21 protein-coding genes are annotated in these 22,594 nt (G+C 56.2%); 12 read left to right on the forward strand and 9 right to left on the reverse strand.

The features are described 5' to 3' along the window. Positions 1-19 precede the first annotated feature (19 nt). From BMX75_RS15385 to BMX75_RS15430, 10 genes are all read left to right on the forward strand, one after another. Positions 20-820, forward strand: coding sequence for a gp53-like domain-containing protein (locus tag BMX75_RS15385; protein WP_139197173.1), 801 nt, complete (start codon positions 20-22; stop codon positions 818-820). A gap of 121 nt (positions 821-941) precedes the next feature. Then, positions 942-1,394, forward strand: a complete 453-nt coding sequence (locus BMX75_RS15390; RefSeq protein ID WP_175474755.1) for a DUF4376 domain-containing protein — start codon at positions 942-944, stop codon at positions 1,392-1,394. Positions 1,395-1,550: 156 nt separating this feature from the next. After that, positions 1,551-1,739 (forward strand): Com family DNA-binding transcriptional regulator, encoded by a 189-nt coding sequence (locus BMX75_RS18445; protein ID WP_422822079.1) that lies wholly within the window; start codon positions 1,551-1,553, stop codon positions 1,737-1,739. Beyond that, positions 1,690-2,481: a DNA adenine methylase gene (locus tag BMX75_RS15400; RefSeq protein ID WP_092829424.1), complete on the forward strand. Its 792-nt coding sequence runs from the start codon at positions 1,690-1,692 to the stop codon at positions 2,479-2,481. The genes BMX75_RS18445 and BMX75_RS15400 overlap by 50 nt, the downstream gene beginning before the upstream one ends. 725 nt (positions 2,482-3,206) lie before the next feature. Further along, complete coding sequence (pilB, locus tag BMX75_RS15405; protein WP_092829425.1) at positions 3,207-4,964, forward strand: type IV-A pilus assembly ATPase PilB; 1,758 nt, start codon at positions 3,207-3,209, stop codon at positions 4,962-4,964. A 3-nt stretch (positions 4,965-4,967) separates the two neighbouring features. Further along, positions 4,968-6,200, forward strand: a complete 1,233-nt coding sequence (locus BMX75_RS15410) for a type II secretion system F family protein (RefSeq protein ID WP_092829426.1) — start codon at positions 4,968-4,970, stop codon at positions 6,198-6,200. Between the two features lie 21 nt (positions 6,201-6,221). Next, positions 6,222-7,067, forward strand: a complete 846-nt coding sequence (locus tag BMX75_RS15415; RefSeq protein ID WP_092829427.1) for a prepilin peptidase — start codon at positions 6,222-6,224, stop codon at positions 7,065-7,067. A 39-nt stretch (positions 7,068-7,106) separates the two neighbouring features. Continuing rightward, complete coding sequence (gene coaE / locus BMX75_RS15420) at positions 7,107-7,709, forward strand: dephospho-CoA kinase (protein ID WP_092829428.1); 603 nt, start codon at positions 7,107-7,109, stop codon at positions 7,707-7,709. A gap of 62 nt (positions 7,710-7,771) precedes the next feature. After that, positions 7,772-8,005 carry a DNA gyrase inhibitor YacG gene (gene yacG / locus BMX75_RS15425; protein WP_092829429.1) on the forward strand — a complete coding sequence of 78 codons (234 nt, stop codon included), beginning with the start codon at positions 7,772-7,774 and terminating at the stop codon, positions 8,003-8,005. Then, entirely contained in the window at positions 8,006-8,881 is an 876-nt protein-coding gene (locus BMX75_RS15430) for a ubiquitin family protein (RefSeq protein ID WP_092829430.1), read from the forward strand. Positions 8,882-8,920: 39 nt separating this feature from the next. Here BMX75_RS15430 and BMX75_RS15435 read toward each other — a convergent pair whose 3' ends face one another. Next, a complete protein-coding gene (locus BMX75_RS15435) occupies positions 8,921-9,247 on the reverse strand; it encodes a hypothetical protein (RefSeq protein WP_092829431.1) in 327 nt (108 codons plus the stop codon). 374 nt (positions 9,248-9,621) lie between these two features. Here BMX75_RS15435 and BMX75_RS15440 point away from each other — a divergent pair, with 374 nt between their 5' ends. Next, positions 9,622-10,452 carry a helix-turn-helix transcriptional regulator gene (locus BMX75_RS15440; RefSeq protein WP_092829432.1) on the forward strand — a complete coding sequence of 277 codons (831 nt, stop codon included), beginning with the start codon at positions 9,622-9,624 and terminating at the stop codon, positions 10,450-10,452. Between the two features lie 65 nt (positions 10,453-10,517). On the opposite strand, the gene BMX75_RS15445 is transcribed toward BMX75_RS15440, so the two are convergent. The 8 genes from BMX75_RS15445 to BMX75_RS15480 form a co-directional block, all read right to left on the reverse strand. Then, complete coding sequence (locus BMX75_RS15445; RefSeq protein WP_092829435.1) at positions 10,518-10,892, reverse strand: histone-like nucleoid-structuring protein, MvaT/MvaU family; 375 nt, start codon at positions 10,890-10,892, stop codon at positions 10,518-10,520. Between the two features lie 276 nt (positions 10,893-11,168). Further along, the gene (gene rpsA, locus BMX75_RS15450) at positions 11,169-12,848 is read right to left on the reverse strand and encodes a 30S ribosomal protein S1 (protein ID WP_066320448.1); all 1,680 of its coding nucleotides are present in this window, start codon (positions 12,846-12,848) and stop codon (positions 11,169-11,171) included. A 183-nt stretch (positions 12,849-13,031) separates the two neighbouring features. After that, complete coding sequence (cmk, locus tag BMX75_RS15455) at positions 13,032-13,721, reverse strand: (d)CMP kinase (protein ID WP_092829437.1); 690 nt, start codon at positions 13,719-13,721, stop codon at positions 13,032-13,034. Continuing rightward, the gene (locus BMX75_RS15460; protein ID WP_092829439.1) at positions 13,714-15,981 is read right to left on the reverse strand and encodes a bifunctional prephenate dehydrogenase/3-phosphoshikimate 1-carboxyvinyltransferase; all 2,268 of its coding nucleotides are present in this window, start codon (positions 15,979-15,981) and stop codon (positions 13,714-13,716) included. The genes cmk and BMX75_RS15460 overlap by 8 nt, the downstream gene beginning before the upstream one ends. Positions 15,982-15,998: 17 nt before the next feature. Beyond that, positions 15,999-17,090 carry a prephenate dehydratase gene (pheA, locus tag BMX75_RS15465; protein ID WP_066320446.1) on the reverse strand — a complete coding sequence of 364 codons (1,092 nt, stop codon included), beginning with the start codon at positions 17,088-17,090 and terminating at the stop codon, positions 15,999-16,001. Between the two features lie 5 nt (positions 17,091-17,095). Beyond that, the gene (gene serC / locus BMX75_RS15470; protein WP_092829441.1) at positions 17,096-18,199 is read right to left on the reverse strand and encodes a 3-phosphoserine/phosphohydroxythreonine transaminase; all 1,104 of its coding nucleotides are present in this window, start codon (positions 18,197-18,199) and stop codon (positions 17,096-17,098) included. Continuing rightward, complete coding sequence (gene gyrA, locus BMX75_RS15475) at positions 18,183-20,876, reverse strand: DNA gyrase subunit A (protein ID WP_092829443.1); 2,694 nt, start codon at positions 20,874-20,876, stop codon at positions 18,183-18,185. The genes serC and gyrA overlap by 17 nt, the downstream gene beginning before the upstream one ends. 153 nt (positions 20,877-21,029) lie before the next feature. Beyond that, complete coding sequence (locus BMX75_RS15480; RefSeq protein WP_092829445.1) at positions 21,030-21,467, reverse strand: acyl-CoA thioesterase; 438 nt, start codon at positions 21,465-21,467, stop codon at positions 21,030-21,032. A gap of 179 nt (positions 21,468-21,646) precedes the next feature. On the opposite strand from BMX75_RS15480, the gene BMX75_RS15485 reads away from it, so the two are divergent. Beyond that, positions 21,647-22,591 (forward strand): recombination-associated protein RdgC, encoded by a 945-nt coding sequence (locus BMX75_RS15485; RefSeq protein WP_092829447.1) that lies wholly within the window; start codon positions 21,647-21,649, stop codon positions 22,589-22,591. The last annotated feature ends 3 nt before the right edge of the window (positions 22,592-22,594 follow it).

Raw genomic sequence — 22,594 nt, forward strand, 5'->3', positions numbered from 1 at the left:
GGGTGCTTACTGGTTCCACATGATTACCGAATCGCTGAGGCGGGTGGTGGTCGAGGCAGGGCTAACGCCGGATCATGAGGATCTGGGGCAGGTGCTGGGAGCACTAAACCGCATAGCAGCCCGAGGCGTAACAACCGTCACAGATGCTGACTCACCAAAAGCCCTCACGATAGAAGACGCGGGGCTAGTACTGGTCGATGCGAGCAGCGGGTCAGTAGAACTAACGCTACCCAGTGTCAGCAACAACCAGGGCGTTTCGTACCGAATCGTCCGCACCGATACGGAGACAGGCAACACAGTCACACTCACTCCTGACGGCGATGACACTGTCGATGGGGAGGAAAGTCTAAGCGTAGCTGTAGAAGGTCGGGCGGAAATTGAGACTGGTGCAGCCCCCGCTGGAGTTGGCGACTGGCAAGCATCGGCATTACGTGATGCAAGCGAGACAAAAAAAGGCATCCTGCGGCTTTCAACTTCGGCCCAGGCCCAAGAGTTGGCTGATGACAATACAGCACTGACTCCGGCGAAGTTGGCCGACGCATTTAAAAATTTAAATCATTCACTTGGTCCCAGTGGCTATCAAATTTTTCCAGGAGGTCTAATCATCCAATGGGGAGAAACAGAAGGGTATGCGGCCACGGGTAACGGGGTAACGACGACTACGTTCCCAATATCGTTTACGAGTGAGTGCTATATAGTTCTAAACACAGACAATGATCTAACCTCGACTTCATATGTTCGTGTAGGGAATCTCACTACAACTTCCTTCGATGCGTTTGTGGACTCGAACGGCTGCTATTTTTTAGCTATAGGTGTTTAAAATGAATTATTACTACAGTCCTTCCACTAATGCGTTTTACCCTTTATCTCTTCGACCAGGATACGAGCGTTCAGATAATTGGCCTGCCGACGCTATACAAGTCACTGAAGAAGAATTCTCAATGTATGGACGCCGCGTACCCCCTCATGGCATGCGTCGCGGTTCCGATGATGAAGGCCGCCCCGTCTGGGTGCCAATACCGCCGCCGGAACTCGCTGACATCGCTGCGCGTAAGCTCGCCAGCATCGAGTCATCACGCAAAGCCGCTGAGTCTGAAGGCGTCGAAATCAGTGGCATTCGCTATGCGGGTGACCCAGGCAACCGCCAAGCCATTCGGGAGGCGCTAGAGAACGCCCAGGATAAGGGCATAGACACATTCAAGCGCTGGAAAGACAGCGACGACCAGTTCCATTTAGACCACCCAGTCGCCGACGTCTGGGCAGCACTACGCGCAATCGCAGAACGCCGCAGCGAACTCATCGACCGCGAAGGCGAGCTAGCAAAACAGATCGATGACGCTCTGGAGGCTGAGGATCGGGAAGCGTTGGAAGCTATCGAGTGGTCTGAGGGGTAAAGAAGAGAGGAGCGACCAGCGACGGTGCGGACACACCGTCGCTGGCCACCAACAAGCAGCACACACCTGCCCGTCGGCCTAAGACTCCCCCGCCTAGCTAGGCGTCAGAGAGTCTAAGCCAAACGTTAGAACGTTAGAAGGCTTGGCATGGTGTTAATGGAAATTCGTTGTAAGCAGTGCAATCGCAAGCTGGCCAACGTCAGCGACTATCAGTTCATTGAAATCAAGTGCCCGCGTTGCAGGCACCTAAACCAACAGAGAGCCACGAGCTCCAAACCACCAAAGGAGACGCATCGTGGCTACCCCAATCATTCCCTGGATGGGCGGCAAGCGCCGCCTAGCTGACCGTATCTTTCCGCTGATGCCACCGCACCAGTGCTACGTAGAGCCCTTCGCAGGCGGGGCCGCGCTGTTCTTCCTGCGCCCAGCACCTGCCGAGGTGGAAGTGCTAAACGACGTCAACGGAGACCTGGTCAATCTATACCGCGTGGTGCAGAACCACCTTGAGGAGTTCGTCAGGCAGTTCAAATGGGCGCTTTCTAGCCGCCAGGTGTTCGAATGGCTCAAGATGACACGACCAGAAACCCTAACGGACATACAGCGCGCAGCACGCTTCTATTACCTCCAGCAAAATGCCTTCGGTGCCCGCATCGAAGGACGGAGCTTTGGCACAGCGACCACAGCACCACCAGGCTTAAACCTTCTGCGCCTGGAGGAGTCGCTGTCCGCCGCTCACCTGCGGTTGGCCAGCACCTTTATAGAGCACCTAAGCTGGCAAGAGTGCATCGAGCGATATGACCGTTCACACACCCTCTTTTATATGGACCCACCCTACTGGCAGACAGAAGGATATGGGGTACCCTTTGGCATAGAACAGTACGAGGAGATGGCGAGCATGTTGGCCAAGCTCAAAGGCAAGGCCATCATCAGCCTCAACGACCACCCAGACATCCGCCGGATCTTCGCGGACTACCACATCGAAACCACCGACATACGCTACACCGTCGGCGGCGGCAAAGGCTCAGACGCCAAAGAGGTGCTGATCTTCAGCTGGGATGTGGATGAAGAACCGGCGGGGTTGTTTTAGGAAAACGGTCTTATGAGGACAATGCCTTCTCAAGGAACTCTCGTATTGCTTGCCTCTGTTCTAACTCACCACGAATCGTGTGATTCCAGTGCCCGTCGTAACCGCAAAGGGGGCAGTCAGGGTAACTGTCGTCTTTGTCGGGCATTACCCGGTCTATCATTTCTTCAGTTACTTCAATGGCCATGCTGCGTACTCCGTAGCTCGCTCATCCTAACCAGGCGCGGTATCTCAGCCAAGTATACCGCAAAATGTAAATTCTGGAGGGAGCGGAGACTGTGCCGCAGGCTGCGATGTTCAGGTTTTTGCGATTAGCTCAGGGCCTACCTTCTGTGATTCGTGGCCATCAATTTGATATGCCAAAGGTGCCGCAAATTCAGAACTTAATAGGCTATTACGCTAATGCCAAAGCAAGCGCGAGGCTGTGCCAAATCTGGCGCGCGTTTACAGCTTCTTGTTACGGATTGCCGGTTCTGCAGATTGCTGCATGGAGACGTCTCCTTGGGGAATGCTACCCAGCGTTACCGCCGAGTATTGCTTTGGGCAAATATGTAATGACATTAACTGACAGTCTATGGTTTATCAATATTACGCATCAACGCTTGAGTATGAGCCATATCGGCCGCAGGATGCCCGGCTTGAACCTTTCGGCTTAAAAAGCCGCTAATGTCTTGTGTTGCCAAGTATGGTAAAAGTAATGCGCAGCGCACTTCATCAACGAGTCACGCATGAGCGAACCCAATTTCGAGTCAACCCTAAGCCATGCCGCCGCCCGGGGCGGGCTGCGCGGCATCGCCCAGCGTCTGGTCAAGCACGGGTTGCTGACTGAAGCTCAGGCGGCCACCGCCGAGGCGACGGCGTTCGACCTGGATATTTCACTACTCCAGCACGTTGTTGACAGCGGCCTGGTCGATCCCAGGCAATCAGCGATAGCCGCTGGCTGGGAGTATGGCTTGCCGGTGATCGATCTCAACGCCGTGCGTTTATCGTCACTGCCACCAGCGGCTGACTATCCAATTAAAGTCCTTCAGCACTTGACGGTGTTGCCGTTAGCGCGCCACGGCCACCGACTTACCGTTGCCGTCCCTTATCCGGCGACACTTACCCAACTGGATGAACTGCAATTTGCCACCGGACTGAGCGTTGAAGGTGTGCTCGCGCCTGTTGACCAACTGAGCACGGCGTTGAACCAGTATCTCACCCAGAATGAACGCAGCATGCTGGAGGAACTTGATGACATCGACGACGCCGTCAGTTCCTTGAATGTTGTCCAGGGGGCATCCGGTGAAGACGCTCCCCTCGAGGAAGCGCCCCAGAACAGCGACGACGCCCCGATCGTCAAATTCGTCAATAAACTGTTGCTGGATGCGATTCGCCGGGGCGCCTCGGATATCCATTTCGAGCCCTATGAAACCCAGTACCGGGTTCGCTTCCGGATTGATGGCATGCTGATCGAGGTGGCACGGCCGCCTTTTGCCATGCGTAACCGTATCGCCGCGCGTTTGAAGATCATGGCCCGGCTGGATATCTCCGAGCGCCGCCTGCCCCAGGACGGGGCGATCAAACTCAAGCTGTCACGCACCCGCTCTCTCGACTTCAGGGTCAATTCACTGCCGACGGTGTATGGTGAAAAGCTCGTGCTGAGGATTCTTGACCCCACCGCCACCCAACTGGGCATTGAGCAGTTAGGCTTCACCGATGACCAGCGCGGTCATTACGAACGGGCGCTGGCGCAGCCGCAAGGCATGATTCTTGTGACCGGCCCGACGGGCAGCGGTAAAACCGTATCGCTGTATACCGGCATCAATATTCTTAATCAGATAGAGCGCAATATCTGCACCGCCGAAGACCCAGTGGAAATCAAGGTTCCCGGCGTCAACCAGGTCAACGTACTGCCGAAGATCGGTCTGGATTTTGCCAGCGCGTTAAGGGCGTTCCTGCGCCAGGACCCTGACGTGGTCATGGTCGGTGAAATACGCGACCTGGAAACCGCCGAGATCTCCGTCAAAGCGGCCCAGACCGGCCACCTGGTGCTGTCGACGGTACATACCAACTCGGCGGCCGAAACCCTTACTCGCCTGTCCAATATGGGGGTGTCTTCCTTCAATATTGCAAGCGCGGTCAGCCTGATCATTGCCCAGCGCCTGGCGCGCAAGCTTTGCCCTCACTGCAAGGAACCGGCTGACATTCCCCACGAAGCACTGAGACGCGAAGGGTTCAGCCAACAGGCGATTCAGCAGTCCACCCTATTTCGCCCGGTCGGTTGCAAGCAGTGTACCCACGGCTACAAGGGGCGCGTGGGTGTCTACGAAGTCGTGCCGATTACCGATGCGATGCGCCAGTTGATCATGCGCGATGCCAACTCTCTGGATATCGACCAGCTGGCCCGCCGTGAGGGGTATCCGAGCCTGCATCAGAGCGGTCTTTTAAAAGTGATGCAAGGGATCACGAGCCTCGAGGAAGTCAACCGTGTCAGCAAGGAGTAAACCATGGCCAAGTCGCCTCGGGCTCGTCGTCAGCCAAGCATTCAGCTTTACCGCTGGAAGTGGGAAGGCACTGGGCCTCAGAATCGCACGCTCAGCGGTGAAATAATTGGCCGCAGCAAGGCAGACGTTGCCAGCGAGCTCGCCAATCAGCAGATCAACGTCAAGCGGTTACGCAAGAAAGGCGGCCTCAGTGGTCGCGGGCGAATCAGCCCACACGACATCATGGTGTTTGCCCGCCAGATGGCGACCATGATTCGGGCCGGTATTCCGCTACTCCAGGCGTTTCAGGTGGTCGCCGAGAGCCTCAAAAAGCCGGCGATGGTAGCGCTGGTGCAGCAAATGATGAGCGATGTGTCCGCTGGGGCCAGCTTCTCCGATGCACTACGCCGTCACCCCAAGCACTTTGACCGTCTGTTTGTGAACCTTGTTGAAGCAGGCGAGCAATCCGGCGCACTTGACCAGATGCTTGAACGCATCGCCACTTACAAGGAAAAAGTCGAGTCGCTTAAGAGTCGCGTCAAGAAGGCCATGTGGTATCCCTCCGCAGTGCTCCTGATCGGTGTCGGGGTCACCCTTCTGCTACTTATCAAAGTGGTGCCCGAATTCGACAGCATGTTTGACAGTTTTGGCGCGGAACTGCCTGCCTTGACGCAGATGACAGTCAACCTGTCAGGCCTTGCCCAGCGTTATTGGCCCCACGCACTGGGGGGCACCATCGCGGGGGTATTGCTGCTCAAGCAGGCGATTAACCGTTCTCCCCGCGTTGCTTACCGCGCACACAGCATTCTATTACGCCTGCCCATCATCGGGGACATCCTGCATAAATCGGCAGTGGCGCGGTTTGCCCGAACCCTTGCGACCACCTTTGCGTCGGGCGTGCCGCTGGTCGAGGGACTGGATACGGCATCCGGGGCAACCGGCAATAGAGTCTACGAACGCGCCGTCACCCGGACACGCCATGACGTGGCCACCGGTCAACAGTTACACTTTGCCATGCGCATGACCAATCAGTTCCCGCCCCTGGCGGTGCAGATGGTCAGCATCGGTGAAGAAGCAGGCTCGCTGGATGCCATGTTAAACCGCGTCGCGGACTACTACGAAGAAGAAGTCGACAACAAGGTGGATGCCTTAACCTCGCTGATGGAACCGCTCATTATCGTGGTATTGGGTCTGCTGGTCGGCGGTGTCGTGGTGTCGATGTACTTACCCATTTTCAACTTAGGCTCGGCCCTGTAAGGCGTCGTGCAAAGGCATGTCATGCAGCATTTTTCGACCATTTTCTGGCCACTGATTTTTTTATTGGGGCTATGCCTGGGCAGCTTTCTCAATGTGGTGATTACCCGTCTGCCCGTCATACTGATGCGGCAGTGGCGTCAGGAAGCTCGCGCCCAGCTCGCGCTGACTGAAGAGCCATCGCCGCGCTTCAATCTGGCCCAGCCACGCTCAATGTGCCCCCGCTGCGAATACTCTATCGCCTGGCACGATAATCTGCCGTTGATCGGCTGGCTCAAACGACGTGGGCGCTGCGCGCACTGCAATGCCCGTATCAGCTTGCAATATCCGCTCATCGAGCTTGCGGGTGGCATCCTGGCCATCAGCATCGCCCTGCTTTATGGCATCAGTTGGCAGGCGCTATGGCTTTATGGCGCCTGCTTGACGCTACTCGCCCTGGCCGTCATTGACTGGCGTGTACAGCTACTGCCCGATATTTTGACACTGCCGCTGCTGTGGGCCGGTCTGATCTATCAATGGCTGTTTCAACCCGCTTTTCTGGCCGATGCCGTTATCGGTGCCGTGGTCGGCTATATGAGCCTCTGGAGTTTTTACTGGTTGTTCAAGCTGACTACCGGCAAGGAAGGCATGGGCTTTGGTGACTTCAAGCTGCTCGCTGCATTGGGGGCCTGGCTGGGTTGGCTATCACTTCCACTGGTCGTGCTGTTTTCGGCGGGTTTGGGCGCCATACTCGGCCTGGCCTATCAAGCGTCATCACCCCAGGCGCGCGGCACCCCCATGCCGTTCGGACCTTTTTTAGCCCTCGCCGGTTGGATGATGCTGCTAGCTGGCAACGATATATTAGCGGTATACCTTAATATCGTCAGTTAAGCCTGACGGTCCAAATGACATATCACAGGTAGATGCACCATGATTATTGGCCTTACAGGCGGCATCGGCTCAGGCAAGTCAACCGTCGCCCGCGCCTTTGGCGAACGCGGTATCGGATGGGTCGACGCCGATGATGTGGCCCGTGAGGTTGTCGCACCCGGCGAGCCCGCGCTTGACGCTATCGGTGAGCATTTTGGACCCGAGGTGATTGATCAGGACGGGGCACTCGACCGTGCCGCTTTGCGCAAGATCATTTTTGAAGCTCCCGAACAACGCCAATGGCTTGAGCAACTTACCCACCCTCTGATTCGCGAGCGAATTATCGCCCGGCTAGAGAATATTCAGTCGGGGCCCTCTCCGTATGCGCTGCTGGTATCGCCTTTACTGTTCGAATCGGGCCAAGCGGTATTAGTGGATCGTACCCTGGTGATCGATATTCCCATCGACATGCAGCTATCCCGAACACTTGAGCGCGATGGTGTCAGTGAAGCAAATGTGCGTGCTATTCTGGACGCACAGATGTCGCGCGAGGAACGCTGTGCCCGTGCCGATGACATCATCGACAACAGTCGCGATATTGCGCATATGCAGCACCAGGTCGCCCAACTTGATCAACACTATCGAGAGCGACTATCGTCGTGACCCGTTGACGGCCTTTGAGGCTTCCTCCTTCACTGATCACGTTTTACATTTGCGGATATTTTATGTCTCAACCTGCTAATGACAGCCCATTTGAAGTCGCCTGCCCTCAATGCTCACGAACCGTTGCATGGAGTAGCGAGAGTCCTTTCCGTCCGTTTTGCAGTAAACGCTGCCAGCAGCTCGATCTGGGAGCCTGGGCGGAAGAATCCCACCGAATAGCCGGTGAAAATGCCATGGACGAAGCCGATATCGACGCCCTGCTGGCGCGGGCTGACCGCGATGCACCACTTTCCTGAATGACCGCACCTGACTACCCTGCCTACCATCTTATGCAGCACCTTGAACGGTGCTTTGATGATCTGATGGCCGCGCTGAACGTACTCGCCACGCAATACGCAGCGCAGTGTCCGCCTACCTGGATGCTGTCGCCCACAGCCGATTCCTCACCGGAAGGGTTCAGAGCGGCACTTTTCGATGTCTGGCATCAGACGGGGCAGGATGGTCGGGAAACGCGCAATTATCTGGGTATCGTTGTCGCCAACGATGAGCTTATCGACGCTGCTCGCCATGTAAATATAGCCAAAGACGCATTCCATGCGGGCTTGCAGAAGATTAAAAGCACTACCCCCAAAGCACTGAGTGACGCTAAGGCGAAGCTAACCACTCGCCACCCGGATGTTAATCATGTCTTACGTAAAGAAGGGTTGGCGCGGTTACATTTAAAACAATGCTGGCGTCATTTGCCTATCGCCGATGCCGAAGTCGCAAAAGTGCGCTTTGCCTGGTATCAAAGCGGACGTTCGATTAAACGTATCACCGTCAGAGACGCCGAACAAAAGCTACTTCGGCTGGATACTGATGCGCCTCATATAAAAGTGCAATTGCGTCGTCTTGCAGGCTTGCCCAGCGAAGAACCGCTTGCCCAGGCTCAAGCCCAGGCACCGCTAATGCGTGCCAATCTCTTTTTTAACCACCCGTTAGCGGATGGCCACACGCGACGGGCGCTGAACGTCTCCATGCCCCTTTTCGTTCCCAATGAGCGCTTGGGAATGCCCGATATCAAGGCACCGCCAACTCACCCCCAGCCACAACGTACACGCGCGACTCGGCGCGATGAAAAGCTGGAGTCCGATGTTTTCCTACCCAGCCTGCGCGTGTATCGCTACCGCTAAGCTTATTTAAACAGCGGGTTAACAACCAGGTTTAATCAATCAGGCAGGCGCCTGCTCCTCTGTCCAACGCCCGGACGCCAGCAGCGTCTCGATCAGCTCGCGCAGCTCGTGCGAGGCAATGTGGTATTCCGTCAGCAATGCTTCGAATTGCTGCTTAAACGCCTCCTCTCGTAATTGAGCCTGCTTTTCGGCGTCTTCCTCTTCAAGCGCCTCCAGGGAACGCACTGGCGGCCCGGTGGGAATCTCCATCGCCTTGCCAGGGTCCTCTAGCTGACGAAGCGCTTGCGCAAACGCATCATCCAGTTCGCGAAATTTACGAAGCTTGTCGCGCTCATCCATCGGTTTCTGAACTTTTTGATATTTCATTGATATGTCATTCACACCCTTTTGATTGAGGGATACGCCTGTCTATAAGGCTATTTTCCCCAAAAACTGTGCCCAAACGCGTAAAAAGCCAAAGCCAACTTGCCTTCGAGAGCTGTTACTAGCATAAAGAGAGCATCACTATGTACCGGTGCATATAGTAAATAATACTTACGTATCGCTGCATATTTTGCGACCACTGCAATACAACGCTGCAATGTCATCACTGGGCGCTAGTGTCAACATTGAGGCAGCAAAAGCCGCCGCCGCGTTGTACTGACGTTGGGGCAACTTCGAGACACCAAGGCACCGGGAGGGTGCACATTACCGCCGGCAACACCATCTGGCGGTGACACTCATGCATGGGAGGCCAGATAATGTTCAATGCTATGACACGAGCTGAGATCTGGCTGCAAGACACACTTGAAAAGCCATTGAGTATTGACGATCTTGCTCAACATCTAGGGTATTCAGCGTCTCAAGTACGACGCCAATTCCGTCATTACTTTCACACATCGCCGAGTGCTTATCGAGAAAAACGTCGGCTAGAGCGTGCGGCGGTTTTACTCGTCTTCACTCCCCGTAATATAGCGCAGATCGCGCTACATTGCGGTTATCAAAACCACTCGTCTTTTTCACGAGCGTTTCTGAGACATTTCCAGCTATCCCCACGACACTACCGTCAGGCCATGGGCCATGTGATGCATCAGCAAATACCGCCTTACGGTTACACGACTCAAATCAAGCAGACGCCTGCACGGCAGGCCGTTCTCATGCGACTCTATAAAGCGCCAGAGCACCTTCAAGGGCTTGGAGATAGCAATTACCATGGTCACCAGCTGGAAAGCCTGCAAGCAAGGCTGGCAGACTCAACACCCGCAATTTCACTGCCTGATTTACTCAGCGAAAAAGTCGATGCTCTAAGCGATCAAGCTGCGCACCCGGTACGTACCGATATCGGGCTCTACCTTGAAACGCTTCACAACATGAAGAGCATTCCGCTGCCCGCGCCCTACCGCCGTATTAATATTGCAGCACGCCACTATGCGAGCACCTGCTTCGAGGAATTTTCACAACTTTCACGCGCGCTGACCAGCATGCTGCTGGAACTCTTGCATAAACAAAAAGGCTATTACATCAGCGGCGAGGCGCCCATGGTACTGTGGAAACCCGATTATTTGGAATTGAGGGTACCGCTGAATCAATGAGGAAATGCCTGACCGGGGAAATAATAAAGTCGGCATTACCACTGGGCATGCCGACTTGGCGATACTTAGTCTTCCATACGCACAAGCCAGGACTCAACGGTCTCATCGCCGTGTTCGTCTTTCCAGCTACGCAGCCCCTTGTGGTTGCCTCCACGCGTTTCGATAACCTCACCTGTATGAGGGTTTTTATAAATCTTTAAGCGGCGCTTGCGGCGGCCTGCATTGCTACTGGCGGGTTTTGAACCACGCTGATCGGCAGCAGGGTCTAGCAACGCCACTACATCAGTTGGGCGCTTGCCAAATTCATTCATGAGCGCCTCAAGCTTTGATTTAAACTCTAGTTCGCTCTTTAGGCGCTGATCACCCTCTAGTCGCTGAAGATCTTCTTGAAGCTGCTTCAGCTGCTGTTCTTTTTGGATGTATTCGTTAAGTAGTGACATGGGGAATCCTTTAACATCAGGTCAAACCAGATAAGATACCGAACGGACATTGTCAGTATCCATTAGTTCAGAATGCGCATTCATTATTGCTGTAAAAAAGCCAACTGACAACAGTCTAGTTGATTTTTAGTCAATTACGAAAGATATTTTAAAGATTGGCTTAGCAATGAATAACTTTTTAGTGGCTTAATCACCAAGTTATACAGGCAGGAAGTCACTGACAAAAAAACGCCGCCCTAAAGGCGGCGTTTTATGAAACCAGTACTAATGGCGATTTTAGTCTTGGCCCATTTGCTGCTTAATCAAGTCACCGATAGTGGTTGCACCACCTGCTGCTTCCGGCTCTTGTTCACGCAACTTCTTGAGGTTCTGACGCGTGTCATCTTGCTCTTTCGCTTTCACCGACAGGTTAATCTGACGGCTCTTGCGATCAACGCTCACGATGCGCGCTTCGACACTGTCACCCTCACTGAGAACGTTACGTGCATCTTCAACGCGATCAGCCGCGATTTCAGACGCCTTGAGGACAGCCACTACATCGGTAGCCAGCTCGACGTGAGCTTCTTTGGCGTCCACTTCAACGACACGACCAGTAACGATGCTGCCCTTGTCATTGACCGACAGGTATTCAGCAACAGGATCGGAATCCATTTGCTTGATACCCAGGGAAATCCGCTCACGCTCAGGGTCGATAGACAGAATAACCGCTTCAGCCTCGTCGCCTTTCTTGAAGTTACGAACCGCTTCTTCGCCAGTATCTGTCCAGGAGATGTCGGACAGGTGAACCAAGCCGTCGATACCGCCTTCCAGGCCGATGAAGATACCAAAGTCAGTGATTGACTTGATAGTACCCGAGACGCGATCGCCCTTGTTGTACTCGGCATTGAAGGTTTCCCACGGATTAGCAGTACACTGCTTGATACCCAGGGAAATACGACGACGCTCTTCGTCGATATCCAATACCATGACATCAACATCATCGCCCACTTGAACCACTTTGGACGGATGGATGTTCTTGTTGGTCCAGTCCATTTCAGAAACGTGAACCAGGCCTTCGACGCCTTCTTCCAGTTCAGCAAAGCAGCCGTAATCCGTCAGGTTGGTAACCACGGCATGAACCTTGGTGCCTTCCGGATAGCGCTCTTTAATACGGACCCACGGATCTTCGCCAAGCTGCTTGAGACCCAGAGAAACGCGATTGCGTTCACGGTCAAACTTCAGCACTTTAACGTTGACTTCGTCGCCGACGGCCACGATTTCAGACGGGTGCTTGATGCGCTTCCACGCCATATCGGTGATATGCAGCAGGCCATCAACGCCACCCAGATCAACGAAGGCACCGTAATCAGTCAGGTTCTTGACGATACCCTTGATTTGCTGGCCTTCCTGCAGTGTTGCCAGCAGTGCTTCACGTTCCGCACTGTTTTCGGCTTCCAGAACCGCGCGACGTGATACCACGACGTTGTTGCGTTTCGGGTCGAGCTTGATGACCTTGAAGTCCAGCTCTTTGTGCTCCAGGTGCGCTGTGTCGCGAACCGGGCGGACGTCAACCAGAGAGCCCGGCAGGAAGGCACGGATAGAATCGACATCGACGGTGAAGCCGCCTTTGACCTTACCGTTGATCACGCCTTTGACGACTTCATCTTTCTCGAAGGCGGCTTCCAGAATCTTCCAAGCTTCTGCGCGCTTGGCTTTTTCACGGGACAGACGCGTTTCACCGAAGCCATCTTCTACGGCTTCCAGTGCAACGTGAACGTCGTCACCGATCGCAATGTTCAGTTCGCCGTTCTCGTCGCGGAATTGCGCCGCGGGGATCTGACCTTCAGATTTCAGACCGGCGTTGACGGTAACCCAGTCACCGTCAATATCGACAACCTGGGCCGCGACGATAGCGCCTGGCTCCATGTTGATGTCGTTAAGAGACTGTTCAAACAGTTCAGCAAAGCTTTCGCTCATGGTGTTCCTACGTGATCAACGTTGTTGAGGCATAAATGCCTTCTCCGTACCACCAGCGAGCACGGGCCTAATGTCACTCTGCTTTTGGAGGTGTTAGCGCTGGTTAGACCTGACCGGGCTCCCAATGTGAGTTTTACGCCCTGCCATGTCGTGACACCTGTCCAAAAACGCCGCAAGGGAGAGTCAATTGCCGGAAACCAGCCCCTGTTGGGCCAGCAGCTCGGTCAACTGATCAACCACTTCCGGTATGCTCAGGCACGTGGTATCAAGCGTAATGGCATCATCTGCCGGCCTGAGTGGCGCCACGTTGCGATGCATATCGCGTGCATCGCGCGCCTGAATCTCCTTTAGAAGACTCGAAAGACTAGCATCCACGCCCGCTTCCTGCAACTGCTGATGGCGACGGCGGGCTCTCTCCGCTGCTGATGCGGTCAGAAATATCTTCAGGGAAGCGTCAGGAAAAACGACCGTGCCCATGTCTCGACCATCAGCCACCAGGCCAGGCGCCTGGCAAAAATCGCGCTGGCGCTCTAGCAACGCCTGCCGAACAGCCGGAAGCGCCGCCACCTGAGACGCGCGCTCGCCAGCCTGTTCAGTGCGGATCGCCCGGCTGACGTCTTCGCCTTCCAACAACGTTCGTGGCTGACCATTTTCGACGGGAAAGGCAACGTCCAATGCCTGGGCCAATTGTGCCAAGGCCGCCTCGTCATCAAGCGCCACCTGATGCTTGACGGCGGCCTGCGCCGTCAACCGATACAAGGCCCCACTATCCAGCAGATGCCAGTTCAGGCGATCAGCGATGAGCCCACTGATCGTGCCTTTACCTGCGCCGCCAGGGCCATCAATGGTCAATACGGGGGGATGTTCAGCCATGCACTCCCTCCACCGATAGCGTCATCCCCACGCGTGTCACCAGGTCCACGAACCCCGGGAACGAGGTCGCCACATTGGCGCAATCATCGATCACGATATCGTCGCTTGCCCGCAGCCCGGCAATGGCAAAGGCCATCGCAATTCGGTGGTCACCCAGGCTATCGATCCGCCCGCCGCCATAACTGGCCACTTGGTCGTCACCATTACCAACGATGTCGATACCGTCAGCCACAACCCTGTTCTCGACGCCCAGAACGGCCAGGCCATCAGCCATCGCCTGAATGCGATCAGACTCCTTGACGCGCAACTCTTCGGCGCCGCGTAAACGCGTCGTCCCTTTGGCGTTGGCGGCGGCAATGAATAAGGCTGGAAATTCGTCTATCGCCAATGGCACCTGGTCGACGGGAATCTCGATACCGCTGAGCGGTGCATAGCGAATACGAATATCCGCAACGGGTTCGCCACCCACTTCACGCTGATTTTCCAGGGCCAGATTGGCGCCCATCAGGTTAAGAATATTAATCACACCGATGCGGGTCGGGTTGATGCCCACGTGTTCGAGCGTTATGTCCGAACCTGGAGTAATGGCCGCGGCTACCAGGAAAAACGTCGCTGATGAAATATCCGACGGCACATCGATCGGCCCTGCTGTCAGCTTTCCACCACCCTGCAGCCAGCAGGTATCACCATCACGGGACACCGGATAGCCAAAGCCGTTGAGCATGCGCTCAGTGTGGTCGCGGGTAGGCGCTGGCTCACGCACGCGGGTTTCACCCTCGGCATAAAGGCCTGCCAGCAGCAAGCAGGATTTCACCTGGGCACTGGCCATGGGCATGTCGTAATCAATGCCTTTTAAAGCGGCGCCGCCCTTGATATTCAACGGAGGCCGCCCACCTTCCGCGGTATCGATGGTCGCTCCCATCAGGCGCAGCGGGTCGGCAACGCGGGCCATGGGACGTTTGTTCAGCGACTCGTCGCCGGTCAATTCGCTGTCGAATGCCTGCCCGGCCAGCAAGCCAGCAAACAGACGCATCGCGGTGCCAGAGTTACCCACATAAAGCGGGCCAGAAGGCGCTTTCAGTCCATGCATGCCCACACCATGGATGGTCACGCGTCCCTGATGCGGTCCCTCGATAGCCACGCCCATTTCGCGAAACGCCTGTAGCGTGGCAAGACTGTCCTCGCCTTCCAGAAAACCCTTGACCTCGGTAACACCGTCAGCCAGTGCCCCCAGCATGATCGAGCGATGCGACATGGATTTGTCACCGGGCACGCGCAGTCGGCCCTGCGCCTGACCGCCTGGCCGCACCCGGTAAGTCACCTTACCTTCTGGTTGCATATGATATTCCGCCTGATAAGTGGTTTTGTTCAATAATGTATCAAAATAGTGGCGTGCATGACTGGCCCGATCAAATGTCGCAATCAGGGCATCGCTATCGCCTTGCTCAACGGCCTTGCGCAATCGGGCAAGGCCCGCTTCAAAATCATCCAGCGACGACAGCACCGCCTGGCGATTGGCGATGAAGATATCGCGCCACATCACCGGGTCACTGCCCGCAATGCGGGTAAAGTCACGGAACCCGCCAGCGGCGTAACGAAAAATATCCAGCCGATCATCCTGACGCGCCAGGGTGTCGACCAATGAAAATGCCAACAGATGCGGCAAGTGGCTGGTACGCGCCAGCACATGGTCGTGGTGCTCAACGCTCATTTCCAACACATCGGCACCACAAGCCGTCCATAGTGCCGAAACCCGCGTCAGGGCGGCCGCATCAACGTCAGGCTCCGGGGTCAAGATCACCTTGTGATGACGATAGAGATCGGGGTTGGCTGCCGACACACCACTTTTTTCTGAACCGGCAATCGGGTGCCCCAGCACCATATTGACGGGCACGCCACCAAAAACACGCTCGGCACAGGCGCGAATCGCCGCCTTGGTGCTGCCCACATCGGTGATCACCACATCGGGAGCGGCCTTGGGCAATGCGCCAACCAGCGTTCTCATGACCGTTTCCATCGCCAGCACAGGCACGGCGAGCACGATAAGCGACGCATCAGTCACCTGATCGCCAAGCTCAGTGCCGCCGCTGTCAATCAAGCCCATCTCGATGCCCCGGGCAATTTCATCGGGGTTGGGATCGCAGCCGACTATCTGACCCTCAAACCCGGCAACGCGCAGTGCCGAGGCCAGTGATCCGCCAATCAGGCCGAGTCCGACAATCAACAACCGCGACTCATCGATACCAGCCCCGGCGGGCATCTTCTCCCCCACTGACGTCACAATACGCCCTGAGGGTAGGACCCCAGCACGCGCAATTCCGCTGCCCGTAGCTGGACTTCCTCCAGCACGGCGGTGACGCGCGGCTCATCACGGTGGCCTTTAAAGTCGATGAAGAAGACATAATTCCACACCCCGGTACGCGAAGGGCGCGTCTCCAGGCGTGTCATATCGATCTGATGACGGTGAAACGGCTCGAGCAGATCGTGGAGGGCACCCGGCTGGTTGCGCATGGCCACCACAATCGACGTCTTGTCTTCTCCCGACATGGGGACATCTTGATTGCCGATGATTAAAAACCGTGTGGAGTTGTCCGGACGGTCTTCAATCTTTTCTGCCACGTGCTCAAGGTTGTAGAGTTTGGCCGCCATGTCACCGGCAATCGCTGCACTGTGCCATTCGGTTTTCACCAGCTTGGCGGCTTCGGCATTGGAAGCAACCGGGACTCTTTCCGCATGAGGAAAGTGGGCGTCAAGCCATTTGCGACACTGGGCAAAGGACTGAGGGTGGGAGTAAATACGCGAGACTTTATCCCGCCGGGTCGTTTCGCTGACCAGCAGATGATGGTGGATACGCAGGACCACTTCACCGCAAATGCGAATCGAGGAATCCATGAAGGTGTCGAGCGTATGGTTGACCACCCCTTCGGTGGAGTTTTCGACCGGCACGACGCCATAGTTGACGGCACCGGCCTCAACCTCGCGGAACACCTCATCAATGGCGGCCATGGGCAGGCTGATGGCGCTTTCGCCGAAGTGCTTCAATGCCGCCTGCTGGGTAAAGGTCCCTTCCGGGCCCAGGTAGGACACCTTGATGGGCTTTTCCAGCGCCAGGCAGGCGGACATGATCTCGCGAAACAGACGCGCCATTTCCTCGGCGTCCAGGGGGCCTTTGTTCAACGCCATGATACGGCGTAACACCTGGGCTTCGCGCTCGGGTCGGTAGAACACCGCCTCTTCATCCTCGGCAAGCTTGATATGCGCAACCTGCTGAGCGCAGTCAGCCCGCTCGCTGATCAAGCGCAGAATATCATCATCCAGTTGGTCAATACGCTGGCGCAATGCGTCCAGATTGATCGACGTGTCGGCCATGGTGATCAGCCCCTTCGTTGTTCGAAATCTGCCATGAAGGCAATCAAAGCGTCCACCGCTTCCTCTGGCACGGCGTTGTACAGGCTGGCGCGCATGCCCCCCACGCTGCGGTGCCCTTTCAGGTTCAGGAGTCCCGCCTCATCGGCCTCTTTCAAGAAGGCGCCATCAAGCCTGGCGTCTTCCAGCACAAAGGGTACGTTCATGCGCGAGCGGTTATGACGCGCAATCGGGTTGCTGTACAAGTCGCTGGCGTCGATGGCGGCATACAGCTTTTGGGCCTTGCGCTGGTTAATCGCATCCATCGCCTCCAGGCCACCGACATCCGCTTTCAACCACTTAAAGACAAGCCCCGCCAGATACCAGGCATAGGTCGGCGGCGTGTTGACCATCGACCCCGCCTCGGCAAGCAACTGATAGTCAAACAGCGAGGGAATGGTGGGCTGAGCGTTACCCAGCAGGTCATCGCGCACAACAACCAGGGTCAATCCCGCCGGGCCAATGTTTTTCTGCGCGCCTGCATAAATCACCCCGAACTGACTGACATCCCGCGGCCCGGAAAGGATGTTGGATGACATATCACAGACCAGCGGTACGCTGGCGCCATCGTTACGCTGCACCTGTGGCGTGTAATCAAACTCCAGTCCGCCAATCGTTTCATTGGCGGTATAGTGCAGATAAGCCGCGTCGTCACTGATCGTCAATGCGTCTGCCGCAGGCACCGCCGTATGGCCATTCGGCTCACTACTTGCTGCCACATGGCAGTCAAAGCCCAGCCGCTTGGCCTCGTTGAGCGCCTTCTTGCCCCAGATACCGGTTTGAATGAAGTTGCCTCGCCCCCCCTGGCCCAAGAGGTTCATCGGCAGCATGGCAAACTGAAGGCTGGCGCCCCCCTGCAAAAACAGCACCTTGTAGTTGCTGGGAACCCCCAGCAGCTCACGAAAATCGGCTTCCGCCTCTTCGGCGATTGCCACAAACTCATCGCTGCGATGGCTCATTTCCATCACCGACAAGCCGCGACCCTGGTAATCGAGCAGTTCGTCGCGGGCTCTCGCCAGCACGGCTTCGGGCAGGGCTGCTGGCCCCGCACAAAAATTATAACGACGTGTCATCGGCTCCGGCATCCTGTGCGTCATTATGGTTGGCGTCGTCTGTCTGCGCCTCTTCCAGCGTCTCAAAATCGCCTTCTTCGGGCTCTTCGACACGCACGGTTTTAACCAGCTTTTCTTCTTTACCGAGACGAATCAGCATGACCCCCTGGGTATTACGCGACGTGGTCGAGACTTCTTCCACGCGTGTGCGGACCAGCGTGCCGCGGTCGGTGATCAGCATCATTTCGTCACTGTCATAGACCTGCATGGCCGCCACCAGCGAGCCGTTACGCTCGCTGGTCTGCATGGCAATCACACCCTGGCCGCCACGACCGCGAAGCGGGAAGGCTTCGAGACGGGTACGTTTTCCATAGCCGTTCTCGCTCGCGGTGAGAATATAGATATGGCCCGCGTCGGATTGACCGTCGACAACACTGTCTGAGGTATCGTCTTCACCGTCATCTATCTGCTGCGTCTTGGGAATGATCAGGCTGATCACTTCCGCATTGTCTGTCAGGCGCATACCGCGAACGCCTCGGGCCGTTCGACCCATCGCCCGCACATTACTTTCCTCGAAGCGGATCGCTTTGCCGTTGGAAGACAGCAGCATGGCATGGTCGGAACCCGACGTGATCGCTGCGCCCACCAAGCGATCACCCTCTTCCAGGTCAATCGCAATCAGGCCGACGCTACGCGGACGCGAGAACTGTTCAAGGCTGGTACGTTTGACCGTCCCCTGGGCGGTGGCAAAGAAGATGTAGTGTTCAGGGTCATAGTCGCGCACTGGCAGGATGGCGTTGACCGCCTCACCTTCCTCGAGAGGCAGCATGTTGACCAGCGGCTTGCCACGTGAGCCACGGCTCGCATTAGGCATTTCGTAGACTTTAAGCCAGTACACCTTGCCACGGTTGGAGAACAGCAGCACCGTATCGTGGGTCGACGCCACCAGCAGGTGCTCGATCACGTCTTCGTCTTTCATGGCCGTGGCAGACTTGCCGCGACCGCCGCGACGCTGGGCCTGGTAATCGGAAAGCGGCTGCGTCTTGGCGTAGCCTGAACGCGAGACCGTCACCACCATGTCTTCTTCGGCAATCAGGTCTTCGATCGACAGATCGAGATGACTGGCCTGAATTTCGGTACGTCGGTCGTCGCCAAACTGGTCGCGCACGGCATGCAGCTCTTCACGGATCACTTCCATGAGACGATCCGGCGAGGCAAGAATCTCGGTCAGCTCGGCAATTCTTTCCAGGATGGAAAGGTATTCATCCAGCAGCTTCTCGGTTTCAAGGCCGGTCAGTCGGTGCAGACGCAGTTCCAGGATGGCCTGAGCCTGGGCCGGGGATAACCGGTACTCGGTCGCGCTGGGATTAAGACCAAAACCTTCTTCAAGGTCTTCAGGCTTGCACGAGGTGGCCCCTGCGCGCTCCAGCATGCTGGTCACCTGACCTGGCTGCCAGACGTTGGCCAGCAGCTTATCCTTCGCCTCGGACGCGTTGGGCGATGCCTTGATGAGCTCAATCACCTCATCAATATTGGAAATCGCCACCGCCAGGCCTTCAAGGATGTGACCGCGCTCACGGGCCTTTTTGAGTTCAAACAGCGTTCGCCGAGTCACCACTTCGCGGCGGTGGCGGATAAACGCTTCGAGCATCTGCTTGAGGTTCAACGTGCGTGGCTGGCCGTTTTCAAGCGCCACCATGTTGATACCGAAGACGTTCTGCAGCTGCGTCTGGGCGAAGAGGTTATTCACCACGACATCGCCGGACTCACCGCGCTTGATTTCGATCACCACCCGCAGGCCGTCCTTGTCGGACTCATCGCGCAGCTCGGCGATGCCTTCGATCTTTTTCTCTTTGACCAGCTCAGCGATCTTCTCGATCAAACGCGCCTTGTTAACCTGATAAGGCAACTCGGTAATGATAATGTGATCACGGCCGGTTTTATCGTCATGCTCGATGGTGTGGCAGGCGCGTACATAAACACGCCCGCGCCCGGTACGGTAGGCATCCAGGATGCCCGCACGGCCGTTGATGATGCCACCGGTGGGGAAGTCCGGCCCGGGGATATACTGCATCAGGTCATCGACGCTGAGCGTGTAGTCATCGATTAACGCCAGACAGCCGTCGATCACCTCGCGCATGTTGTGAGGCGGAATATTGGTCGCCATCCCCACGGCAATCCCTGACGACCCATTGATCAACAGGTTGGGCACCTTGGTAGGCAGAACGTCGGGGATTCGCTCGGTACCGTCATAGTTATCGACCCAGTCGACGGTATCCTTTTCCAGGTCGGCAAGCAGCTCATGGGCCAGGCGCGCCATGCGCACCTCTGTGTAACGCATGGCGGCCGCATTGTCGCCATCGATCGAACCGAAGTTGCCTTGACCGTCGACCAGCACATGGCGCATGGAAAAATGCTGCGCCATGCGAACGATGGTGTCGTATACCGCACTGTCACCGTGCGGGTGATATTTACCGATCACATCGCCGACGACACGCGCCGACTTCTTGTACGGTTTATTCCAGTCATTGTTCAGCTCATGCATGGCAAAAAGCACACGCCGATGAACAGGTTTCAGACCGTCGCGCACGTCAGGTAACGCGCGGCCGATAATGACACTCATCGCATAGTCGAGATACGACTGTTTGAGCTCGTCTTCAATATTGACGGGCAAGATTTCTCTGGCGATGTCACCCATGAAAGTCAGATCCTTTGCACTGCATTGGCACTGCGAGAGTTGAAAGCGCTTATAAATACGGCCTGAAAAGACACAGCATAGCGGCGCCCAAATAATTCCCCATCATACCACTGCATTTGCATCAAGGGCAGTCAGTCGCCATGCCGAGACGTTTCAATCGGCGAATATCGACTTGTCGACGGTTAACGCATCGAGTGTCTCGCGGACATTGCCGTCGATGGGGCTCGCCCTGTTGGCCCGCACGTCCAGCAACACAAAGGTAAGATCCGCCTGGGCCACCACACGGCCATCTTTTCGACGAATCTGGTGGTGGCATACCGCACTTCGATCACCGACATCGACAATCCCTGTCATCACCACCAGATCATCGCCTTGAACGGCGGCGGCACGGTAATCAATATTTAAATTCACCACTACAAACGCCCGCCCCGCGGCGTGCAGTTCGTTCATGAGCGCGGGATGTTCATCGAAAAATGCCCAGCGCCCTTCTTCCATGAACTCCAGATAGCGGGCATTGTTTACGTGCCCATAGCCATCCAGATGATACCCCCGCACACGAAGCTGGGTACGCGACACTGATTCGATCGACATGGATCCTCCTAAAATTGTCTCGGTTGATGACGATGGGGCTGACCGGCTTGATATAATCAGCACGAGCTTAATCAAACACAGGTTTGAAACAACCGCAACAACGAACCACTTGGCGACGATGCTGGTAGGAAAGCGTCGCTTTCGACATAATGTGCCACCTTTTACACAGGACAGGCGACATGTGGTTTAAACACCTGCACTTATATCGCGTACACAGCGCTCCTGAACTCAGTCATGAAGCGTTCAGTGAGGCACTGGATGCTCACGCAGCCGCCCCCCTGGGCAATGCCGACGCCCGCCGTCTTGGCTGGACGGCGCCTGCCGGACGGCTGGGCAGCGGCCAGCGTCTGCATGAAATCCAGGGGCACCGACTGTTCTCGGCCTTGCGTCAGGAACGCCTGCTACCTGCTTCGGTGGTCAAGGAAGATGTCGACGAGCAGGTGGCAAGCATTGAGGCCAGCGAAGGCCGCAAGGTGACCCGCAAGGAAAAAACCGCCCTCAAGGAACAAGTCACCGAGGAGCTGTTGCCGCGCGCTTTCGTGCGCAGTCAGAAAATTGATGTCTGGTGGGATACTCGCCGCCAGCTAATCGGCGTCAATGCCAGTTCACGGACCCGGGCGGAAGATATTCTCGATCTGTTGCGCGAATCCCTGGGCACCTTGAGCGTTACGCCCCTCGCCTCCCAGACGCTGCCCATGCGAGCCATGACGACCTGGCTTGGCGACCCCGCCAGTCGACCCGCCGATCTCCAACTGGGCGATCAGGTGGAACTGAAGGCCAAAGGCGACGATGGCGTACTGCGTGCCCGGCAAGTCGACCTGGACAGCGATGAAATCCAGCAACTCCTCGAGAGTGGTCGGCAAGCCAGTAAACTCGCCATTCACATCGAAGGTCGCCTAAGCTTGGTATTACACGATGACCTGGCACTCAAATCGCTACGCTTTGGTGATGCGCTGATTGAAGAAGCCGACCAGGCCGACGACGGGTACGACGCGCTTGCGCGGCTTGAGACCGACTTCATTCTCATGGCAAATGCCCTGTCTGACGACATCGTCCGCTTGATGGAATGGCTTGGCGGTGAAGTACAGCGAGAACCAGCACAGCAAGAACCAGCACCGGCTTGATAA

Source organism: Vreelandella subterranea (assembly GCF_900111305.1).
Taxonomy (GTDB): Bacteria; Pseudomonadota; Gammaproteobacteria; order Pseudomonadales; family Halomonadaceae; genus Vreelandella; species Vreelandella subterranea.

Excerpts from the sequence above, each read along its gene's own strand:
- BMX75_RS15385 (WP_139197173.1), top strand. The coding sequence starts at position 20 with ATGATTACCGAATCGCTGAGGCGGGTGGTGGTCGAGGCAGGGCTAACG.
- BMX75_RS15390 (WP_175474755.1), top strand. The coding sequence starts at position 942 with ATGTATGGACGCCGCGTACCCCCTCATGGCATGCGTCGCGGTTCCGAT.
- BMX75_RS18445 (WP_422822079.1), top strand. The coding sequence starts at position 1,551 with ATGGAAATTCGTTGTAAGCAGTGCAATCGCAAGCTGGCCAACGTCAGC.
- pilB (WP_092829425.1), top strand. The coding sequence starts at position 3,207 with ATGAGCGAACCCAATTTCGAGTCAACCCTAAGCCATGCCGCCGCCCGG.
- BMX75_RS15410 (WP_092829426.1), top strand. The coding sequence starts at position 4,968 with ATGGCCAAGTCGCCTCGGGCTCGTCGTCAGCCAAGCATTCAGCTTTAC.
- BMX75_RS15415 (WP_092829427.1), top strand. The coding sequence starts at position 6,222 with ATGCAGCATTTTTCGACCATTTTCTGGCCACTGATTTTTTTATTGGGG.
- coaE (WP_092829428.1), top strand. The coding sequence starts at position 7,107 with ATGATTATTGGCCTTACAGGCGGCATCGGCTCAGGCAAGTCAACCGTC.
- yacG (WP_092829429.1), top strand. The coding sequence starts at position 7,772 with ATGTCTCAACCTGCTAATGACAGCCCATTTGAAGTCGCCTGCCCTCAA.
- BMX75_RS15430 (WP_092829430.1), top strand. The coding sequence starts at position 8,006 with ATGACCGCACCTGACTACCCTGCCTACCATCTTATGCAGCACCTTGAA.
- BMX75_RS15435 (WP_092829431.1), bottom strand. The coding sequence starts at position 9,247 with ATGAAATATCAAAAAGTTCAGAAACCGATGGATGAGCGCGACAAGCTT.
- BMX75_RS15440 (WP_092829432.1), top strand. The coding sequence starts at position 9,622 with ATGTTCAATGCTATGACACGAGCTGAGATCTGGCTGCAAGACACACTT.
- BMX75_RS15445 (WP_092829435.1), bottom strand. The coding sequence starts at position 10,892 with ATGTCACTACTTAACGAATACATCCAAAAAGAACAGCAGCTGAAGCAG.
- rpsA (WP_066320448.1), bottom strand. The coding sequence starts at position 12,848 with ATGAGCGAAAGCTTTGCTGAACTGTTTGAACAGTCTCTTAACGACATC.
- cmk (WP_092829437.1), bottom strand. The coding sequence starts at position 13,721 with ATGGCTGAACATCCCCCCGTATTGACCATTGATGGCCCTGGCGGCGCA.
- BMX75_RS15460 (WP_092829439.1), bottom strand. The coding sequence starts at position 15,981 with ATGCCCGCCGGGGCTGGTATCGATGAGTCGCGGTTGTTGATTGTCGGA.
- pheA (WP_066320446.1), bottom strand. The coding sequence starts at position 17,090 with ATGGCCGACACGTCGATCAATCTGGACGCATTGCGCCAGCGTATTGAC.
- serC (WP_092829441.1), bottom strand. The coding sequence starts at position 18,199 with ATGACACGTCGTTATAATTTTTGTGCGGGGCCAGCAGCCCTGCCCGAA.
- gyrA (WP_092829443.1), bottom strand. The coding sequence starts at position 20,876 with ATGGGTGACATCGCCAGAGAAATCTTGCCCGTCAATATTGAAGACGAG.
- BMX75_RS15480 (WP_092829445.1), bottom strand. The coding sequence starts at position 21,467 with ATGTCGATCGAATCAGTGTCGCGTACCCAGCTTCGTGTGCGGGGGTAT.
- BMX75_RS15485 (WP_092829447.1), top strand. The coding sequence starts at position 21,647 with ATGTGGTTTAAACACCTGCACTTATATCGCGTACACAGCGCTCCTGAA.